The organism is Acinetobacter sp. 742879 (assembly GCF_000588535.1).
Lineage (GTDB): Bacteria > Pseudomonadota > Gammaproteobacteria > Pseudomonadales > Moraxellaceae > Acinetobacter > Acinetobacter pittii.
The window spans coordinates 379,104-398,902 of record NZ_JFYC01000001.1; the positions used below are offsets into that span (position 1 = coordinate 379,104).

The following is a 19,799-nucleotide window of genomic DNA, read 5'->3' on the forward strand; positions in this document are numbered from 1 at the left end:
TGAGAGTTATATTTGCAGAACAACCATTTAGAACTTATATGTACCTCGTACAAAGTAAGTACGTCCTAAAGGATCTGCGTAACGTGGGTCATATCCCATTTGGAAGTTGTCGCCAACATTTGAAGCTGGTGGGTCTTCATCAAAGATATTCTTAATGCCCGCTGTAACTTCTAGATTTTTAAAGCCTTTGTATGTGCCTGAAATATTATAGGTTGTATAGTCGCTCACTTTGTGATTTCGATAGCCTGCCTTAACAGAAGAACTTGAATTTTGATCCTCATAACCGCGTGAAAAATTTTGTTGTAGGTTTAAAGCCCAATTCTCATAATTCCAATTTAGGTTTGCAGTATGTTTCCAGCGAAGAATAATAGCTTGGTAGTCTAGACCGCTATAAGTGCCTGCAACACTTTTCCATTCACCATTTTGCTCGGCTTGATATTTGTAATCCGTAATATATGTTCCATCAATATTGAAACCAAAACGACCTGTAGCAGTCATTGGAGAAACCCAACTTAAGCCCACATCGAAACCAGATGTTTTAATTCCACCTAAATTTTGTTGTGTTGTAATAATATAATCTAATGAGCCATCAGGATTACGTACAAATTTGTCTGCATATTTCACAGGGTCATCAAAAATAGCAGTTTCTGAAAGCGTAGCAATTTGCTTATCTACTTCAATATTGAAATAGTCGAGAGTCAAGGCTAAATTTTTAATTGGTTCAAATACTAAGCCAGCAGTAAAAGACTTTGACTCTTCCGGATCAAGACTTTTATTTCCCCCATTTTGTCTATCAAATTGCATATTACAATCACGTTCTCTTACACCACCTGGTTTTAAGACATTCCCTGGGCAGAGTACGGGATCATAATAGTATCCACCCGTATTGGTTACGGAGTTTGGTCCATTCACTTCCCAAAGTGTTGGAGCTCTGAAGCCCGTACTATAAGTCGTACGGAACATTAACTGTTTAATAGGTTCCCAACGAAGTGCAAATTTTGGATTAAACGTATCGCCAAAATCGTTGTAGTCATCATAACGAGCAGCGATTTGAGCTTCTAAAGTTTTATGAAGGGGGATATGAAATTCGGTAAATACCGATTTAATATTACGATCGCCAGTATTTACTGGCTCATCAGGATCGACACCTGTACTAGGTGCAACTCGGGCAACATCAGTAACGACTTTTGAAGTCCAATCTTCATAACGATAGCTTGCTCCAACTGCAAAAGCCACATCTCCTGCTGGTAATTTAAATATAGGTCTACTTGCAGTGAAATCAACAGTAGTTGTATCTAAGTTAGCTTTTAAATATTTACCTTCAACACCTAACTGGTTCCATACATTGGCATCTTCAGGACTTTGCGGTCCGAATGGATTTAAAATACCATTGTTTAAAGCTTCTTGTGTTTTGTCAAAGTTTAAATAGCCACTTACTACTGCATCCGATGCACTACTATGAGCATAGGTAACGCCGGAGTTAATGTCCCAACCATGAGTTTCACCCTCAATACCAGCAAATATTCTATGTGATTGATTAATACTATTACTTACACGATTACCTGATTGTGAACGCAAATATAGAGGGATAGTTCCAGTAGCGCCTGCTAAAGCTGGAGTAATACCTTTACCTGGATAATATTTACTACTAGGGTCAAGCGTCAAATCAAAAAATACATCTGGTGCGACTGACGTTGTAACTTCATTTCTTGCATATAAATATTCTGCAATCGCGTTAAAATTATCATTTAATTTAAAAGTAGCTCGGCCCATAGCTGAGATGTCTTCTGTCTTTGGAACAATACCAATTACTGCTTGGCTGTTATATTTACAAATTTGACCATCAGTCTCTACTAGAGGGTTATTACCACAACCTGTAGATGCATAGGGATTACCTAATCCAGGTACATTGGCAGGGAATGAACCACTACTAGTTTTATGGATTCCTAATTCAGGTAATATGCCTCCACGTCGACTAACTTTACGGTCTTTGGCCATGACATCGTCGCCTTTGCGATAGTCCACAACACCAAAAACATTGTAGCCATTTTCGTCTAAATCACCGAAGCCGCCAAAGATACTGTAGTCTTGTTGCTCACCGCCTTTTTGTTCTGGTTTTTGATAGCCAGCAGTCAGATTAAGTCCTGTAAACTGTTTTTTGGTAATGAAGTTAATTACCCCGCCAATTGCATCAGTGCCATAAATGGAAGAGGCACCATCTCGTAAAACCTCAATACGGTCTAACATTGCGAGTGGAATAATATTTAAGTTGGTAACGCCACTATCATAGGCGTTTGCAGCCAATCGACGGCCATTAAGTAAAACAAGTGTCTTATTGGCACCTAAGGCTCTAAGGTTCGCTGCTGAACCCACCGTCTTACTTGCGCCTACATTACTTGCAGTCACAAAGTTCGATTGGTTTGCACTGATCTTTGCTAATGCTTCCTCTGTTGTTGTTACCCCTTGTTTTAAGATTTCATCAACTTTTACGATGGTAATTGGCGAAGCACTTTGTGCTGCAACTCCTTTGATTGAAGAACCTGTAACGGCAACTTTTACGACTTTTGTTGGTTTTTCATCAGTACTTAATTGTTCAGTTTCTGCTGCCTGTGCCAGGGTAAGACACATCATACTTAAACTAAGGGTGCTTAATTTAAGAATTGTTTTGCTGATCTTGGGGGTTGCCTGAGATCGAACATTGTATTTTTTTTTCATCGTGGATTTGATCCCTTTTTGTTGTCGTTAGCGATATTGCTGGAAAGTTTTTAAGCAAAGCAAGTGCCAACTATATATTTTTCTTTTTTTAGTTTATGCAAAATATTGATATATATTGATTTTATTATGGTTCAGCACGAAGGTTCATCTTTTATTAAACAAAAATAAATTTTCCGTTTGGAAAATTTTTAAACGCTGGCCAAAAGTTTCAAATTTTTTTGTATAAAAAATATACATTGCTGGACTCTTCACATGCTTAATAAATAAAAATGTATCGTTTTAGAACCTTTTTATATGTAATGTTATACTATTTGTAATGCTGGGATTTGTTGTATTTTTTATTTTAAATCAATTGTTTATTTTATAATTATTTGTTAATTTGGCTTGTCTCAATATGAATCATAATGTTTCATTAATGTATTTTATTTGTGCATTTAAGGTATTGGATGATTAACATATGCAAATATAATATTTGGCAAAAAGTTACTTTTATTTATATAGTTCAAACCATTTTAAGTACCTAATAAAAATATGAATTTCTAATATTATTAATTATTTTGTGATGAATATTAATAAATGGCATGAAATTCGCTTTATTTTCAGTAGTTACAAAAGATTGGGTTTTTGACTTTGTTTTTCCATTTGTTCAAATAAAAATGCTCATAGAAAAGTAAAGAATTAAACCTAAATAGGCTTATCTGTTGAAAAAGAACTTTTCTTATGCAGATTTAGATGTTACTCAAAAGGATAATATCTTTTAAAAAACTAATTACGTGGGTATGAACTTGAAATTAAAATTTTTTAAGCTCGCCATTTTAAGTCTGGCTATTACATCTGTTCCTTGTGCTTACGCAATTACGCCAGCGCAACCAAATAAAATTTTGCATGTTGCCTATGAAGCTCCAGATGATGGCTTCGATATGGTTAAAACCACCAATTTCTATAGTGCTAATATTGCTGAGGCAATTTTTGAGCCTTTACTTAAATATGACTATCTGGCACGCCCATTACAGCTAGCTCCCTATACAGTAGAGAGCCTGCCTAAAGTGGAACAAGACGGTAAAGTTTATACTTTTAAAATTAAGCCAGGTATCTATTTTACCAATGATCCCGCTTTTAAAGGTAAACGCCGTGAACTAGTAGCCGAAGACTACGTCTATACAATTAAACGGATTCTAGATCCTAAAAATAGAGCACCGTCTGTTTCATTCATTGATGGTAAGTTACTAGGTGCCGATACGGTTGTAGCTCAAGCAAAGAAAACTGGAAAATTTGATTATGCTGCTCCAATTGCAGGAGTTAAAGCGCTTGATCGGTATACTTTACAATTTACCTTAACTCGCCAAGACTATAATTTTCCTTATATTCTTGCCTATATTACCTTTGGTGGAGTTGCTAAAGAGGTTGTTGATTATTACGGCGACCGTATTGGTATGCATCCCGTAGGTACAGGCCCTTACATGTTAAGTAAATATGTACCAAGAAGTAAGGTCGAGTTAGTTGCCAATCCTGATTATCGTGGTTTCGTCTGGAACTTTAAGTCGACAGGAACACCTTGGGATAATCAGCTTGTTAAGGAAATGTCTGGAAAGAAAATGCCACAAATTGGAAAGGTGGTGGTCAGTATTATTGAAGAACAACAGTCAAGATGGTTAGCTTTTCAGTCGGGACAATTAGATTTTGACAAACTTACAGCAGATGCTGTTCCTCAAGCTTTAGATGGAAATCAACTTAAAGCCTCTTTCAAGAAAAGAGGAATTAAACATTATCCAAATAAAGATCCTGAGATTACCTATACGATGATGAACATGCGTGATCCGGTGATTGGAGGTTTTAGTCCAGAAAAGATAGCTCTGCGTAGAGCAATTACTTTGTCTTATAACCAAAAAGAAAGTATAAAACAGGCTTATAAAGGGCAAGCTGTTCGGGCTGAAATGTTTATACCTGAAGGTGTGAATGGTTATAATCCAAAGTATAAAAGTAGCGTAGCGTACAACCCGCTGCTAGCAAATAAATTACTTGATTATTATGGTTATAAAAAAGGTGCTGATGGTTATAGAACCCAGCCAAACGGGAAACCTTTAATTTTAAAAATCAATACAGAAAATAGCTCAGCATCAGTTATCCACTCAGAACTCTGGAAAAAGAATTTAGATGCAATTGGCATTCGAGCTGACTTTAAGGTAAGTAATTTTGCAGATAACTTAAAAGCCGCAACTCAATGTAAATATATGATTTGGAGTGGGGCATGGATTGCTGACTATCCTGAAGGAGATAATTTTGCACAGTTGCTTTATGGACCAAATGCTGGACAGGGAAACCATGCTTGTTATCAGTCTAAAACATATGATGCTCTTTATACTCAGGCCATTCATTTACCACCGCAACAACGCCTACCATATTATGAAAAGCTCAATCGCCAGATTGAAGCTGATAACCCATGGATTGTTCATGTAACCCGTATTCGTAACTGGTTAGTACGGCCACAAGTTCAGGGTTTTAAACCCCATCCTATGATGAATACAAACTGGCAATATCTTGATATTACTCCTATTAAAAAATAATTTTAGATAAAGATCATGATGACTGAAAATTTAAAACAAAAGCTCAAGCATTGTAGTATCAGCTTGCTATTCGCTAGTATGGCCTTAACGGGATCTACAAGTATTTTTGCGAAAAGCCCAGCCGATCCGAATAAAGTTTTACGTTATGTATTTCCAACAGCTGAGACAGGTTTTGATCCGGCTTATATCCATGATTTATATTCGGCGCATGTAACCACATCGATATTTGAAACTCTATATACCTATGATTATTTAGCAAGGCCGGCAAAACTTATTCCGCAAATAGCAACCGCTATGCCAGAAGTCAGTGCTGATGGTTTGACCTATACCATTCGCATTAAAAAGGGAATTTATTTTACGCCAGACCCTGTTTTTAAAGGCAAACCTAGAGAATTAACAGCCAATGATTATGCGTACTCTTTTAAGCGTTTGTTGGACCCGAATCTGCGCTCTCCAAATAGCTGGCTATTAGAAGACAAAATTGAAGGTATGGATGCTTTAGTCAAAGCAGCTAATAAATCCGGAAAATTTAACTATGACCAAAAGGTAAGTGGTTTACAAACACCTGATAAATACACTTTGGTGATTCGTTTAGTTAAACCAGACCATAACTTTCCGTTATTACTGGCCCATGACCCGACAGGTGCTGTGGCACGTGAAGTTATCGAAAAGTATAAAGACAAAGCCGGTTATGTAATGGGCCACCCTGTAGGTACAGGTCCTTATGTGCTGAGCAAGTGGGTACCAGCATCGCGCATTGTTTTAAAAGCGAATCCTGATTATCGCGGCTTTACTTGGAACTTTACTGCCAGCAGTCCTGAAGATCAGGCAATTGTGAAGCGACTTAAAGGTAAAAAAATGCCCCAAATCGGCACAATTGATATTCAGGTGATGGAAGAAAACCAATCGCGGTGGCTAGCATTTCAGCGTGGTGAGATTGATATATTTCAGCTTGAAGGCCAGCTGGTCGCAAAAGCGGTTAAAGACGGCAAGTTAAGGCCTGAACTTGCTAAAGAAGGTGTGCAGTTATCTCGCATTGTTGACCCCGAAATTAGCTATATTTATTGGAATCTTAAAAATCCAGTTGTTGGGGGAATGAGTAAAGAAAAAATTGCTTTACGCCGTGCAATTGCGATGTCTCGTTCGATAGATCAAGAAATTAAACTAGTAAGAAATGATGATGCACAGCGTCTACATTTTCCAATTCCACCAGGTGTAGTGGGTAATGACCCTCAATACAGAACCAGTACCCCATATTCTGTGAAAGCAGCAAATTTACTATTAGATCGATATCACTATAAAAAAGATGCCTCAGGTTGGCGTACACAACCAGATGGGAAACCTCTGGTCATTGAATATATGGCGCGTAGTGACAGTATTGGGCAGCAAAGCGCTGAACTCTGGAAGAAAAATTTTGATAGTTTGAATATCCGTATGGTCTTTAAACCCATGCTTTTTGCAGATCTTATTCGTGCGCAAAAACAATGCGACGGGATGTTCGGGTCTTCTGCATGGATAGCCGATTATCCAGATGGGGATAATTTTATGCAGAATTTTTATGGACCTAATACACATATGACGAACTGGTCTTGTGGTTCTACACCAGAGTTTGATCAGTTGTATCGCCAAACGCAACAAATGCAAGCAGGTCCTGAGAGAGATGCACTTTATCGAAAAATGACACGGTTGTTAGAAGTTTATATGCCTGTTCAAATCTCATATGCACGCTACCGGAATATGCTGGCTCAACCAAAAATCATTGGATATAAGAAGCATCCAATTTTACATGCAGAGTGGATGTATTTTGATATTGATACAAATACTAAATCTAATCATTAAATGAAAAAAATTGGAGATACGATGAAAAATAATGCACTGAAAATGACAACTTTATGTATGTTGACCATAGGTGTAAGTCAGTTTGCAATGGCAGAGACAACACGTCCTACTTTGCCATTACTTAAAGCACAACAACTTCCAGCATGGTGTGATGCGAATTTAAAAAAGATTCAGAAAGAGATTTCAAATTTTGAAAAAACACCTGTTAAAGATAATGCAGCAGCGGCACCTATATTGGCAAAATGGGATAAAGTTTTTGCGCATTTTGAAGATTTCTCAGGTCCTATAAGTCTATATAGTAACGTAGACCCAGATGCAAAGTTACGTAAGGCAGCAGAAGACTGTGAAATCAAAATTAATCAGTTTCATACTGATATATTCCAAAATTCAAAATTATATAACGTCATTAAGAATACCAAAGCTAATGATCCGATAGATCAAAAATACCGTCAAGATATCTTAGATCAGTTTGAAGACACAGGTGTTCAACTTGAGCCAGTAAAGCGTGCACGAATGAAAGCTATTCTGGATGAGTTGACCAAACTCGAACAAGAATATGCGCGTAATGTCCGCGATAATCCGGAGAAACTTGAGTTTACTCCTGAAGAGATGAAAGGCTTACCTCAAAGTTATATTTCAGCATTAAAGAAAAATGCTAAAGGCAACTATTTATTAGGTTTTGAATATCCAGAGTATCGTCCTTTTATGGAGTTGGCAGATAATGATGATGCTCGAAAAAGATATCAAATTGCCTTTACTCGACGTGGTACTGAGCAAAATTTAAAACTACTCAAACAGGCAATTGATTTGCGTTATGAGCTTGCGCAGTTATTTGGAAAAGCAAGTTATGCAGATTGGGTTTTAAAAGACCGTATGGCTAAAACGCCTGAGGCTGTAAATCAATTTTTAGCAGAAGTCCAAAAAACAGTAGCACCACTTGAACGTAAAGAAGTAGAAGAACTCCGTGCATTTAAAGCACAAACTTTAAAAACGCCATTAGAAAAAACCGAGATTACACGTTGGAGTGAAGCTTACTGGAGTGAAAAACTTCGTAAGAGCAAATATCAGATTGATCAGGAAAAACTTCGTGATTATTTCCCAACTTTAGCTGCTCAAAAATGGTTGTTTGCCATTTCATCTGACCTTTATGGTATTGATTTTAAACCTGTCAAAGTTAAAGCATGGCAGGATGAAGTTGAATATTACGATGTGGTTGACAAAAAAACAGGAAAACTCCTTGGTGGCTTATATATGGATAAATTCCCTCGTGAAGGGAAGTATGGCCATGCCGCCGTTTGGGGAGTATATGGTGGTAGCACATTAACAAACCGCTTACCAGTTTCAGCCTTAGTCACGAACTTTAATCGTAAAGGGCTAAATAGCGATGAGCTTGAAACTTTTGTCCATGAGTTTGGTCATGCTTTACACGGCATTTTGTCAAATACACGTTATGCCAGTCAGTCTGGAACATCCGTAGAACGTGATTTTGTAGAAGCACCATCTCAAATGTATGAAGAGTGGGCACGCCGTAAAGAGACTTTATCTAAAGTGGCTGATTACTGTGATCCAGCATGTCCACGTGTTGATGACGAACTAATTGCCCGTTTAAAAGCTGTGCATAACTATGGTCGTGGTTTGCGTTATGCACGTCAGACTCTTTATGCACAGTACGATATGTCGTTGCATACCGCCGATGCATTAAAAGTAAAACCTTTAGAAAATTGGCAAAAAATGGAAGCAGCTACAGCCTTGGGATATGTACCAACAACAGAATTTCCTGGGCAGTTTGGGCATTTAATGGGTGGTTATCAAGCAGGTTATTATGGCTATATGTGGTCTGAGGTTTTAGCTTTAGACATGCTTTCTGCTTATGGGGACAACCTTAATAACCCGCAAGTAGGGCAACGTTACCGTCAAACGATCTTATCGCAAGGTAGCCAAAAACCAGCAGCTGAATTAGTTAAAGATTTCCTTGGCCGTGATCCTGACAATAAAGCATTCTTTAACGAAATTACCGGACAACGGGTTAAATAAGGAATTATCACTATGCTGGCATATGTTATTCGGCGGTTATGGCAGATGATTCCAACGATGTTGGGGGTAGTCTTACTTATTTTTATTCTTTTTAACTGGGTAGGTGGAGATCCTGCCTATATTTTAGCAGGCAAGATGTCTAATCCTGAGCAGATCGAAAACATTCGTAAGCAGCTAGGTGTAGATCAGCCTTATTACGTTCAGCTCTGGATTTTCATTAAACAAATACTGACTTTTGACTATGGTGCAAGTTGGAGTACTGGCGAACCTGTTTCTCAAATTATTTTAACTCGATTAGGGCCCTCGCTCACGCTTTTAATTCCACTGACTATTTTACAGACGGTTATTTCAATTATTTTGGCATTGGCTGTTGCCGCGGTACGTGGTTCTTTAACCGACCGTATGGTCATGATGCTATGTACTATTGGCATGTCGATCAGCATCTTAGTTTACATCATCGTTTTTCAATATGTTCTGGCTTATCAACTAAGTTGGTTTCCTGTACAAGGCTGGAGCGACACCTTTACTGATAATTTATTTAAGTTTGCCTTACTACCAATTTTAATCATGTTGGTGGTGAGTATTGCGCCGACTTTACGTTTATATCGTAGCTTTGTGCTTGATGAAATTAATCAGGACTATGTTCGAACAGCACGTGCTAAAGGTGTAGGTGAAAGCCGAATTTTAGGTGTACATGTACTGCGGAACGCTTCAATTCCTATTATTACCGATGTGATGTCAACTTTACCTGCATTGCTCATAGGCGCATTTTTAATTGAGCGTTTTTTTGGTATTCCCGGGATTGGTAGAGAGGTCATTATTGCAGTTGAGCGAAGTGATTTTCCTGTCATTAAAGCAATTACAGTTTACATCGCAGCTGCAACCATGATTTTTAACCTGATTGCCGATTTGGTCTACAAAGTGGTTGATCCACGTGTACAGTTGAAGTAGGTGGGCTATGCTGAGCGTTTTATCAAAAAGAAAACAACAAACAAAAGCCGAAGCTCATTCATCTGGCCTGTGGAAACTTGCCATGCGTCGTCTTCGGGCCGACAAGATCGCAATGTCATCGCTAGTGATTGTATTGCTTTATTTTATTATCTTGGTTCTATCAATGACGGGCGTGATTGCATCTGACTGGAATAAAGAGGTTGCAGTAAGTTATGCACCACCTACATTTATAGGCGCAGATAAGACAACAGATGCAGGGAAAAATTCAGCAGCAATTGAGGAGGAATTACCAGAAAATCCAGTTGATCCTTTAAAAGATGTGATTAACAAGCTTAAGGCTGAAATTAAACAAGAAAAGAGCTCTGGAAGCGCAATTGATTATTATGGTGTAGTTGACCCATTAGCCGATGATATGAAAGCGATCGATCAGCAACTTGGAGGACATTTACTTGATCAGCAAGCAGAACTGAAAAGTACCCTTGTGTTTGGAGCTGATAAATGGGGACAGGACGTTTTAAAGAAAACTATTAAAGGTGCTGAAACTTCAATTATTGTTGGGGTGATATCGGCTTTACTTGCAGTAGGAATTGGTACACTTTTAGGCGCAATTTCTGGATATTTCGGTGGTTGGGTTGATGATATTCTCAACTGGTTTTATAACATTTTTACCTCAATTCCATATTTGTTATTAGTTCTCGCGATTGCTGCAGTACTTCAACAAAAAGGTATTTTGTCTATTGTTCTGATTTTAGGTTTAACGGGCTGGACGGGTGTTTATCGATTAATTCGTGCAGAATATATGAAACACACTGCACGTGAATACGTTCTTGCTGCCAAAGCAATTGGTGTTGGTCACTTCCGCCGTATGTTCATTCATATTTTCCCAAATGTCAGCCATATCGCTTTGGTCCAAATGTCAATTTTAGTGGTTTCTTTTATTAAATCTGAAGTTATTTTGAGTTTCTTGGGCTTTGGTGTGCCTGTAGGCGTAGTGTCTTGGGGAAGCATGTTAAATGAAGCACAAAGTGAACTTCTTTTAGGTAAGTGGTGGCAGCTTGTCGCAGCCTCTGTCGCAATGGCTGTTTTGGTTACGGCATTTTCAATGTTTACTGACGCACTTCGTGATGCGTTAGATCCAAAGCTAAAATAAGAGGAAGGTCAAATGTTAGAACAAGAAAATAAGAATGCGCCGTTACTGCATGTTCAAAATTTACGAGTAAGTTTTAAAGGTGAAGATAAGCAATATATTGAAACCGTTAAAGGAATTACTTTTGATATTCCTGCAAATACTACGGTTGCTTTAGTGGGTGAGTCGGGTAGTGGTAAATCGGTTACTTCTTTGGCAACTATGGGATTACTGCCTGTAGGTCAAAGTAAAATTGATGAGCAAAGTAAAATTATATTTGAAGGTAAAGATTTGCTCAGCTTATCTCGTAAAGATATGCGCAAAATCTGTGGTAAAGACATAGCCATGATTTTTCAGGAGCCGATGTCATCATTAAATCCAGTTTTTACGGTTGGCAATCAAATTGCAGAAGTGTTGTGTTTGCACATGGGGTTGAGCCGTAAACAGGCTCGACAACGCGTTCTAGAGTTGCTTAAAGAAGTAGGTATTCCTTCACCTGAAACTAAAATTGATGCCTATCCAAATCAACTTTCGGGTGGTCAACAACAACGTGTCATGATTGCTATGGCGATTGCGTGTGAGCCTAAACTGCTCATTGCTGATGAACCGACTACGGCCCTTGATGTCACGATCCAAAAGCAAATTATTGATTTACTCGAGTCATTGCGTAAGCGCCGTCAAATGTCGATGCTTTTTATTACCCACGATTTAGCATTGGTCGGTGAAATTGCAGATAAAGTCATTGTAATGCGTCATGGCGAGATTAGAGAGCAAGGTGCTGCTGAAGAGGTCCTTGAACAGCCTAAAGATGTATATACGAGAGCTTTGTTATATTGCCGCCCGCAAATGTCACAAAGACCTTATCGTTTGCCTGTAACGAGCGATTTTATGCGTCAAGAAGACGATGTATTGGTCGAACAAAGTTTTGATGCTTTAGAAATTCCCGAGCGCAAACGTGGCTTAAATGGTGATGAGCAAATCATCTTAGAGGTAAAAGACCTGAAAAAAAGCTTTTATAGCCGTAAAGGTCTATTTGGCAAAGAAGAGTTTCAGGCCGTAAAAGGTGTTTCTTTTAAGCTGGCTAAGGGTAAAACTTTGGGTTTAGTCGGAGAGTCTGGATCAGGTAAAACGACTGTTGGGCTATTACTCATGCGCTTACATCAAGCATCTGGTGGGCAAGCTTTCATCGAAGGTAAAGATATTCTTTCATTAACTGAAAAAGAGTTTGCTAAATATCAACGGAAAATCCAGATCATCTTTCAAAATCCCTATGCGTCTCTTAATCCACGCTTTACCATTGGACAGATTTTATTAGAGCCTATGCAAATTCATAACATTGGTAAAGATGATGCAGAGCGTAAACAAATTGCCCTTGGACTGCTTGAGCGAGTCAATTTGCCTGAGCAGGCTTACTACCGATATCCGCATGAGTTTTCAGGTGGTCAACGTCAACGTATTGCCATTGCACGCTGTTTAACGCTGAAGCCTGAAATTTTGATTTGTGATGAATCTGTTTCTGCACTAGATGTTTCAGTTCAGGCACAAGTACTTAACTTATTACAAGATTTACAAGATGAGTTTGGGCTTAGTTATATATTTATTTCACATGACTTATCGGTTGTGAAATATATCTCTGATCAGGTCATGGTCATGAATCATGGCGAGGTTGTAGAAATAGCCAATTCAGATGAACTCTATGCACATCCTCAACATGATTATACTAAACGACTATTACAGGCGATTCCTCAAGGGATTCAACACGTTTCATGAGCGTAAAGTTATGTCGTTAAGGGCACTTTCGGGTGCCTTTTTATTTGGTTTATGTGGTAAATGCTTATAAAATAAAAGAAGTAAATGTAGAGTATTTTATTCTTGTTATGTGCGCTAATTTTAAACCTTTAACGCTTGCCCAATTACAGCAACTTCAGTTGCCTGTGGTCGGCTTTAGCTATGCCGAAGAGGTTTATCCTGCAGGAACAATGCCACTATTATTTAAATCACCACAAGGGCTTGAGTGGCGTGAAGTGATGTTTGGATTGGTTCCTAAATGGGCTGAAGATACAAATATAGCAAAACATACCTACAATGCCCGTCATGAGACTATTTTCCAAAAACCCAGCTTTCAAGAAGCCGCACTTAAATGTAAATTCGGTGTGATTCCAGTGTCCGAATTTTATGAAAGTAAGTATATAAATGATAAGCCAGAGCGGTGGGGTGTGCGCCGTAAAGATGGACAGGCTTTTTTTATTGCAGCAATCTATGAAATTTGCAAAATGAATGAAACGATTATTCGTTCTGCAAGCATGTTGACCATGGACGCTATAGACCATCCAATGATGAAAGACTTTCATGAGCCGGGTGATGTTAAACGATCAGTTATTGTGATTCCACATGACCGACTAGATGAATGGTTAAGTTTAGAATCACCAGATATTTCCAGCTTTATCGAAGGTTTTCCAGTTGAAGAGTTTGAATGCTCTCATGTCCCAAAAGAAAAAATTATAAAACCTACACCTCAGTTAAGCATGTTTGACTAATCTATCTAAAATTAAGATGAGGTTATTGATGTCAAATTTGAATCAATAACCTATATCACTTATTCAATATCTTTACTTAATGTTTGTACCTCGGAATCTTCAGCTAAATAGCTCAATTCAATCGGTGAAATCACAAAAGTTGTATTATCTGAGGTCTGTTTAAATACAAAACCATATTCAAAAGATTGGCTATTTTTACTTGGTAACCAGAATAGATAAGGGCAGCCTGTATAGCTACCATCCCAACCCATTTCTCTAGCGAGAGCCAGCGCTGTATCAGATTTCGCTATGATTTCTTTGAGTGATTCTTTATCTCGTGTTGAGACATCACCATCATCATCTGCAAATGTTTGTAGAAACTCATTTAAGGGCTTAAGGTCTTCCCAGTTATGTTCTATTGTTGAGAAATGATATCCATACAGCATCATGTGCGCTTTCTTCCATCTTGTTATTGTGTCCTTGAACATAACAAGAAATACATGAAAAGGAAATGGATAAATCTGATTTAAGTTGTTTATTTTTCATAACTTATAGATTGTTTTTTGTACGGAATAAAGACTTTTATAAATATTAAAATTATTTATATTACCTAAATAGCATAAGCGGAAAGCAACGGCCTAATGATTAAGATAAATTACTATTTTAGTAAATCAAACTGTTGGCGAATATAGAATTGTTCATAATTCACCTATAATAGAAGTGAAACTATGTAGAGCATATTTATGTTTATAACAACTACACGCCCACAAGATAATTTAATTAATCAACTTCTGCCTATTCTGGAACAGGCGAGTCAGATTTTACTAGAAGAATATCAAAACTATTCTGCGGGTTATGAGTTTACTATTCATGAAAAGCAAGATGATTCACCTGTAACCCAAGCAGATCTAAAGGTAAATAGATTTTTATTAAAGCATCTTGCAGAGATTACTCCAGAGTTGCCTGTATTGTCTGAAGAAAGTGATTATAGTGCCCGTCATGAATGGTCTACTTGTTGGATGTTAGATCCACTCGATGGAACCAAAGAATTTATACATGAACGTGATGAATTTACGATCAATCTAAGCTTGATCAACGGCAAAGAAACAGTTTTCTCAGTTATTGCTGTGCCATGTGAACAAGTTGTGTACTTAGGATATCTGCAAGATTTACCTTTTAAATATAGCTTTAGCCAACAACAATGGTATCAATATCAGGTTAGTTCAACTTCGCTAGATGCACCTATACAAATAGGACTTAGTCACGGTAGTAAAAATCCAAAATACCAAAAATTTATTCAACCTATTGAAAAAGAACATCGCATTATTCGACGAGAAGCAGGAAGTGCCTATAAGTTTTGCATGATGTTAGAAGGTGAAATAGATATTTACCCACGCTTTCATCCTACTTCTGAATGGGATACCAGTTCTGGTCAAGGTCTCTTAGAAAGTATAGGCGGTGGTTTACTTACTTTGGATGGAAAACCTTTTGAATATAACCAAAGAAACACAGTTTTAAATAAGGGCTTTATCGCTTTTCGTGATCAGGAAAGCAAAAAAATAGCATTTGAAGCATTAGCCCAATCAGGTGTTATAGATTGAGAGTTATGCCAGACATGTTATAGTGACAAAGTATTGAAAAAAGATGACAAGATAAAGATGGCACTCGATTTATTGCCTAAAAGTATGTTTGAAGCAATTGATTTATTGCCCGATGCTTCAACTCCTGTAACCTTATTTACGCGCCATTCTTTAAGAGAACTTGTAGATGGGCAGGGCTTGGCTGGTTATGATCTCCAACTTACTCCTCAAGGACGTGAGCTTGCGCAGGCATGGGGTAATTACTTAATTAAAAATACAGATCGTGTTATTCAGCATTGTATTTCAAGTCCAATACAACGCTGTGTCGATACAGCTGCGCTCATGATTGAGGGGGCTGACGATGTAAGTCCTCAATCAAATACTCATACAATTGAAATTATTGAGCAAGGGCTACTAGTTGAACCGGGTAGCTTTGTGTTGGATATACAACAAGCTGCTCCTTATTTTAAAAAGCAGGGTGCTTTAGGTTTTATTAATAGTTTTGTAAATAATGCATTACCTGGTATGAAACATCCCATTACTGGGGTTTTAGATGTACTAGAGCTTATTTACCGGACTCATCCAAAAACTAAAGGCGGTCTTAGTTTAGCAGTGAGTCATGACACAATTATTGCAGCAATTGTTGCTGTAATTTCTGGTGAGAATAAAATTAAGAAAGAAGACTGGCCGGAAATGATGGAAGGATTATTTGTCTGGTTTGAAGGTGAAGAGTTTCCAAATTGTAAATTAAAGTGGATTTGGAGAGGAAAGGCCTATGAGCTGAATGTAGCTAAATTTCATAAAGTGCTATAAGCTCAAAAATGATAGATAATAAAAAAAGCCCTATTGGGCTTTTTTTACATGTTCAAATTAGTTAGCTAACGCTTTAACTTGAGCATTTAAACGGCTCTTATGACGAGCAGCTTTATTTTTGTGGATGATGCCTTTATCAGCCATGCGGTCGATTACAGGAACAGCTTTTTTGTAAGCTTCTGTAGCAACAGCATAATCACCACCAGCGATTGCACTTAAAGTACGTTTGATGTAGGTACGAACCATAGAACGCAAGCTTGCGTTGTGTTTACGCGCTGTAACGTTTTGACGCGCACGTTTTTTAGCTTGAGCAGAGTTTGCCACTCTTGCACTCCTTGAAAATAAGTTGGTCTGGGCGGGCTGTGGTCAATTCAGTAAACTGGTGTAACCATCACCAGCCCGTAAACAAGTGCCATATTGTGATGAATCAACACCGTGAAGTCAAGCCTTGCGAGCATTTTAAGCGGTTTTAGGGGCTGCTAAAACGGTAAGAAAAGGTTAAATTTGATACAAACTTAAAGAGGGTTGGATAAAAAATGACTATAAGTACTAAAAAAGCAATTGTGATAGGTGCTACGGGACTTGTGGGTTTAGCGCTTGTCGAACAGCTTGAGCAAACACCAGAATTTGAAGCGATTACTGTTGTGGTGAGAAAAGAATCACAACTACTTAATACATATAAAAAAGTTACTCAACTCGTTATAGAGGATTTTTTATTACTCAATGATGAAGATGTGAATGGCCATACCCATGCATTTAGCTGTCTTGGAACAACATTAAAATTGGCAGGCTCAAAACAGGCTTTTTACGCTGTGGATTATGAAATCAATGCTCATTTAGCAGATTTAGTACAAGATAAACATATTCATCTATTGCTAGTGAGTGCCCTTGGAGCAAATGCAAATTCTCCAATTTTCTATAATAAAGTGAAAGGACAGTTAGAAGATTATATTGAGAGTTTAGAGCTCGAAAAACTATCAATTTTTAGACCGTCTTTACTGATTGGTAAACGCAGCGATGTACGGTTTATTGAAGACTTAGGGCAGAGTCTATTTAAGCTTATTGAGAATAAATTTCAAAAGCCATTCAAATATAAGCCAGTAACTGCCGAGCAATTGGCTCATACGATGGTCGTAGCGGCGCTAACGCAAATTGAAGCCTTTAAACGATATGATAATCTGAGCATACAACAAACTCGATAAGGGAGTATTAAAGTGTCGACAGTACCATTTGTAACATGTGATTTATTAGATGATAATCCTGAAAAAAACTTACAGGTTGTAATCCCATCAATGGATGGCAAGTTCTTTCAAAGTTATGGAGCACGTAAAACTTTTGGGGGACAGGTTGTAACAGTAAAGTGCTTTGAAGATAACTCACGTGTAAAAGAGTTATTGGCAACAGATGGTACAGGTAAAGTATTAGTTGTGGATGGTGGTGCATCTATGCGCTGTGCACTCATGGGTGATTTGATTGCTGAGTCAGCAGTTAAAAACAACTGGAATGGTGTAGTGATTTACGGTTGTGTACGAGATGTTGATGCACTTGCGACCTTAGATTTGGGAGTACATGCATTGGCTGCAATTCCGCAAAAAAGTAATCGTAAGGGCATTGGTGAGGTAGATATTAATTTGTATTTTGGTGGAGTCACAATTCAATCTGGTGATTTTATCTATGCTGATAATAATGGGATTGTGATAGCAAAAGAAAAATTAGTCTAATTCTCTAATATAAAGGAAGGCACGATGGTGATTCATCAAATTAAAGTACTTCAAGCAGTTGTATCTGCAATTGCTGAAGGTGGTAGAGGTGTTTCAGGAACAGCATTTCCCCAACAACCTGTAAAAGCTTTGAAACTATATGAATTTGAAGGTTCACCATTTTGCCGTCGTGTTCGTGAAGTGATTACACTTTTGAATCTGGACGTAGAAATTTATCCATGTCCTAAAGGTGGAACAAAGTATCGTTCAGTTGTAAAAGAAAAAGGCGGCAAATTACAGTTTCCATTTTTAATTGATGAAAATACTGGCGATCAGTTATACGAATCACAAGATATTATTCATCATTTATTTAAACACTATGGCAAAACAGGGAAAACACCTCAGAAATTTTCGAGTTACCCAAACATGCCTTATGTTGCATTTGCAGGAACTATCTTAAATGGTGCCCGTGGAGTTTGGATAAATAAAAAAATTGTTGATAGAGCTGCACCTGAACAAAAACTTGAGTTATGGAGTTTTGAAGCAAGTCCGTATTCACGAATTGTAAGAAGTCTACTCTCTGAACTTGAGCTTCCATATATTTTGCATAATGTGGCAAAAGAAAGATGGCAAGATATGGGACCTGCTATTCTTCGCTTAAAACCAGGTAAATATATACCTTTAGAAGGTGGAAAAAGAGAAAAGCTATTGCCGATTATGCAGGATAAAATGCAAGTACCATACTTAGTAGACCCAAATACGGGAGTGAAGATGTTTGAGTCGGCTCAAATCGTAAAGTATTTAAAAAAGCAATATGGACGTTGATTAAGCTTAATCTGAGTAAGAGTTTAAGGCGTTTTACTTAAGCTCTTATTAACATCAGATTTCTTAACAGGTTGTATGAAAAAAATATGAGTATGCTAAATTAATAAGCTTAAATACCTAAAAAGGCATATTTTATGGAATGTATGAGAATTCAACCTGTAACGAGTGCTCCTGGTGAAAATGCATTATTTATTGTATTGGGACTAGCTCAAGGTGATTCTGTAATAGAAAAAGTAAAAGATTTTGCTGCTAATTTTTCAGCACTAACCAGAAGTCTCTTTAATCGTTATCCAGATAGTAAATTTAATGCTACTTTAGGTTTTAGCTCCAATGCATGGGATATATTATTTCCAGAGCAATCCAAGCCTCAAGAGTTAGAGCCATTTCAAGAAATTAGAGGTCCGAAATACACGGCTGTCTCAACTCCAGGTGATTTATTTTTCCATATACGTGCTGATCGTCAGACTTTATGTTACGAGCTGGGCAATATAATTAATCAACAGCTTGGTAAAGTAACGTATCCAATTGATGAGGTTCATGGTTTTCGTTATTTTGACGGTCGTGCAATTATTGGCTTTGTAGATGGAACAGAGAACCCTGAACCTGTTATTGCAGCGCAGTGGGCGTTAGTAGGCGATGAAGACCCTGACTTTATCGGGGGAAGTTATGCTTTTATCCAGAAATATACACATGATATGGATAAATGGCGTTCATTAACTGACGAAGAACAAGAAAAAGTGATTGGCCGTAAAAAGTTCAATGATGTTGAGCTCGGCGAAGATGAAAAACCTTTAACTGCTCATAATGTCGTTAGTAAAGCTCATGATGCAGAAGGCAATGAGCTTAAAATTATGCGAGCTAATATGCCTTTTTCAAATCCTTCTAGAAATGAATATGGTACATTCTTTATTGGCTACTCGCGTAAATTTAGTACAACCCGACAAATGCTTGAGAACATGTTTTTAGGTAACGAGCATGGTAATCTGGATCGGTTACTTGACTTTAGTACTGCTCAAACAGGTACTTTATTTTTTGTACCGACTGTAGATTTTCTTGATGATTTAGGCGATGAATAGTCGTTAGTTTAGAAGACTCAAATGATGGGAGTGACTAGATTACTTCCATTATTTAAATTG

At 37.7% G+C, this 19,799-nt stretch carries 16 protein-coding genes and 1 pseudogene; 13 read left to right on the top strand and 4 right to left on the bottom strand.

All coding sequences use genetic code 11. The features are described from left to right. Positions 1-27 precede the first annotated feature (27 nt). Together J690_RS06630 and J690_RS24240 are read right to left on the bottom strand one after the other, a co-directional pair. The gene (locus J690_RS06630) at positions 28-2,715 is read right to left on the bottom strand and encodes a TonB-dependent receptor (protein WP_032034895.1); all 2,688 of its coding nucleotides are present in this window, start codon (positions 2,713-2,715) and stop codon (positions 28-30) included. Positions 2,716-3,235: 520 nt separating this feature from the next. After that, positions 3,236-3,357 (bottom strand): annotated as a pseudogene (locus J690_RS24240) (hypothetical protein). A 131-nt stretch (positions 3,358-3,488) separates the two neighbouring features. Here J690_RS24240 and J690_RS06635 point away from each other — a divergent pair. From J690_RS06635 to J690_RS06665, 7 genes are all read left to right on the top strand, one after another. Beyond that, entirely contained in the window at positions 3,489-5,279 is a 1,791-nt protein-coding gene (locus J690_RS06635) for an ABC transporter substrate-binding protein (RefSeq protein ID WP_081309145.1), read from the top strand. Between the two features lie 15 nt (positions 5,280-5,294). Then, positions 5,295-7,118, top strand: coding sequence for an ABC transporter substrate-binding protein (locus J690_RS06640; protein WP_081405080.1), 1,824 nt, complete (start codon positions 5,295-5,297; stop codon positions 7,116-7,118). Further along, positions 7,119-9,152 carry a M3 family metallopeptidase gene (locus tag J690_RS06645; RefSeq protein ID WP_081405081.1) on the top strand — a complete coding sequence of 678 codons (2,034 nt, stop codon included), beginning with the start codon at positions 7,119-7,121 and terminating at the stop codon, positions 9,150-9,152. It abuts the gene before it with no gap. A 12-nt stretch (positions 9,153-9,164) separates the two neighbouring features. Continuing rightward, positions 9,165-10,103: an ABC transporter permease gene (locus tag J690_RS06650; protein ID WP_000881922.1), complete on the top strand. Its 939-nt coding sequence runs from the start codon at positions 9,165-9,167 to the stop codon at positions 10,101-10,103. A 7-nt stretch (positions 10,104-10,110) separates the two neighbouring features. Continuing rightward, positions 10,111-11,253, top strand: a complete 1,143-nt coding sequence (locus tag J690_RS06655; protein ID WP_032034902.1) for an ABC transporter permease — start codon at positions 10,111-10,113, stop codon at positions 11,251-11,253. Between the two features lie 12 nt (positions 11,254-11,265). After that, positions 11,266-12,999 (top strand): ABC transporter ATP-binding protein, encoded by a 1,734-nt coding sequence (locus tag J690_RS06660; RefSeq protein WP_032034904.1) that lies wholly within the window; start codon positions 11,266-11,268, stop codon positions 12,997-12,999. A gap of 107 nt (positions 13,000-13,106) precedes the next feature. Beyond that, entirely contained in the window at positions 13,107-13,766 is a 660-nt protein-coding gene (locus tag J690_RS06665; RefSeq protein WP_032034906.1) for an SOS response-associated peptidase family protein, read from the top strand. A gap of 59 nt (positions 13,767-13,825) precedes the next feature. On the opposite strand, the gene J690_RS06670 is transcribed toward J690_RS06665, so the two are convergent. Next, entirely contained in the window at positions 13,826-14,194 is a 369-nt protein-coding gene (locus J690_RS06670; RefSeq protein WP_017399519.1) for a hypothetical protein, read from the bottom strand. A 294-nt stretch (positions 14,195-14,488) separates the two neighbouring features. Here J690_RS06670 and J690_RS06675 point away from each other — a divergent pair, with 294 nt between their 5' ends. Further along, a complete protein-coding gene (locus J690_RS06675) occupies positions 14,489-15,346 on the top strand; it encodes a 3'(2'),5'-bisphosphate nucleotidase CysQ family protein (protein ID WP_032034908.1) in 858 nt (285 codons plus the stop codon). A gap of 57 nt (positions 15,347-15,403) precedes the next feature. Then, a complete protein-coding gene (locus J690_RS06680; RefSeq protein ID WP_002117975.1) occupies positions 15,404-16,138 on the top strand; it encodes a histidine phosphatase family protein in 735 nt (244 codons plus the stop codon). Between the two features lie 57 nt (positions 16,139-16,195). Here J690_RS06680 and rpsT read toward each other — a convergent pair whose 3' ends face one another. Then, positions 16,196-16,462: a 30S ribosomal protein S20 gene (rpsT, locus tag J690_RS06685; RefSeq protein WP_002117906.1), complete on the bottom strand. Its 267-nt coding sequence runs from the start codon at positions 16,460-16,462 to the stop codon at positions 16,196-16,198. Positions 16,463-16,674: 212 nt separating this feature from the next. Between rpsT and J690_RS06690 the strand changes: the two genes are divergently transcribed. From J690_RS06690 to J690_RS06705, 4 genes are all read left to right on the top strand, one after another. Beyond that, the gene (locus J690_RS06690; protein WP_032034910.1) at positions 16,675-17,340 is read left to right on the top strand and encodes an NAD(P)H-binding protein; all 666 of its coding nucleotides are present in this window, start codon (positions 16,675-16,677) and stop codon (positions 17,338-17,340) included. A gap of 12 nt (positions 17,341-17,352) precedes the next feature. After that, complete coding sequence (rraA, locus tag J690_RS06695) at positions 17,353-17,859, top strand: ribonuclease E activity regulator RraA (protein ID WP_032034912.1); 507 nt, start codon at positions 17,353-17,355, stop codon at positions 17,857-17,859. A 24-nt stretch (positions 17,860-17,883) separates the two neighbouring features. After that, entirely contained in the window at positions 17,884-18,663 is a 780-nt protein-coding gene (locus J690_RS06700; RefSeq protein WP_032034915.1) for a glutathione S-transferase N-terminal domain-containing protein, read from the top strand. 143 nt (positions 18,664-18,806) lie between these two features. Next, on the top strand, positions 18,807-19,739 hold the full coding sequence (locus tag J690_RS06705) for a Dyp-type peroxidase (RefSeq protein WP_081405093.1): 933 nt from the start codon (positions 18,807-18,809) through the stop codon (positions 19,737-19,739). Positions 19,740-19,799: the final 60 nt, after the last annotated feature.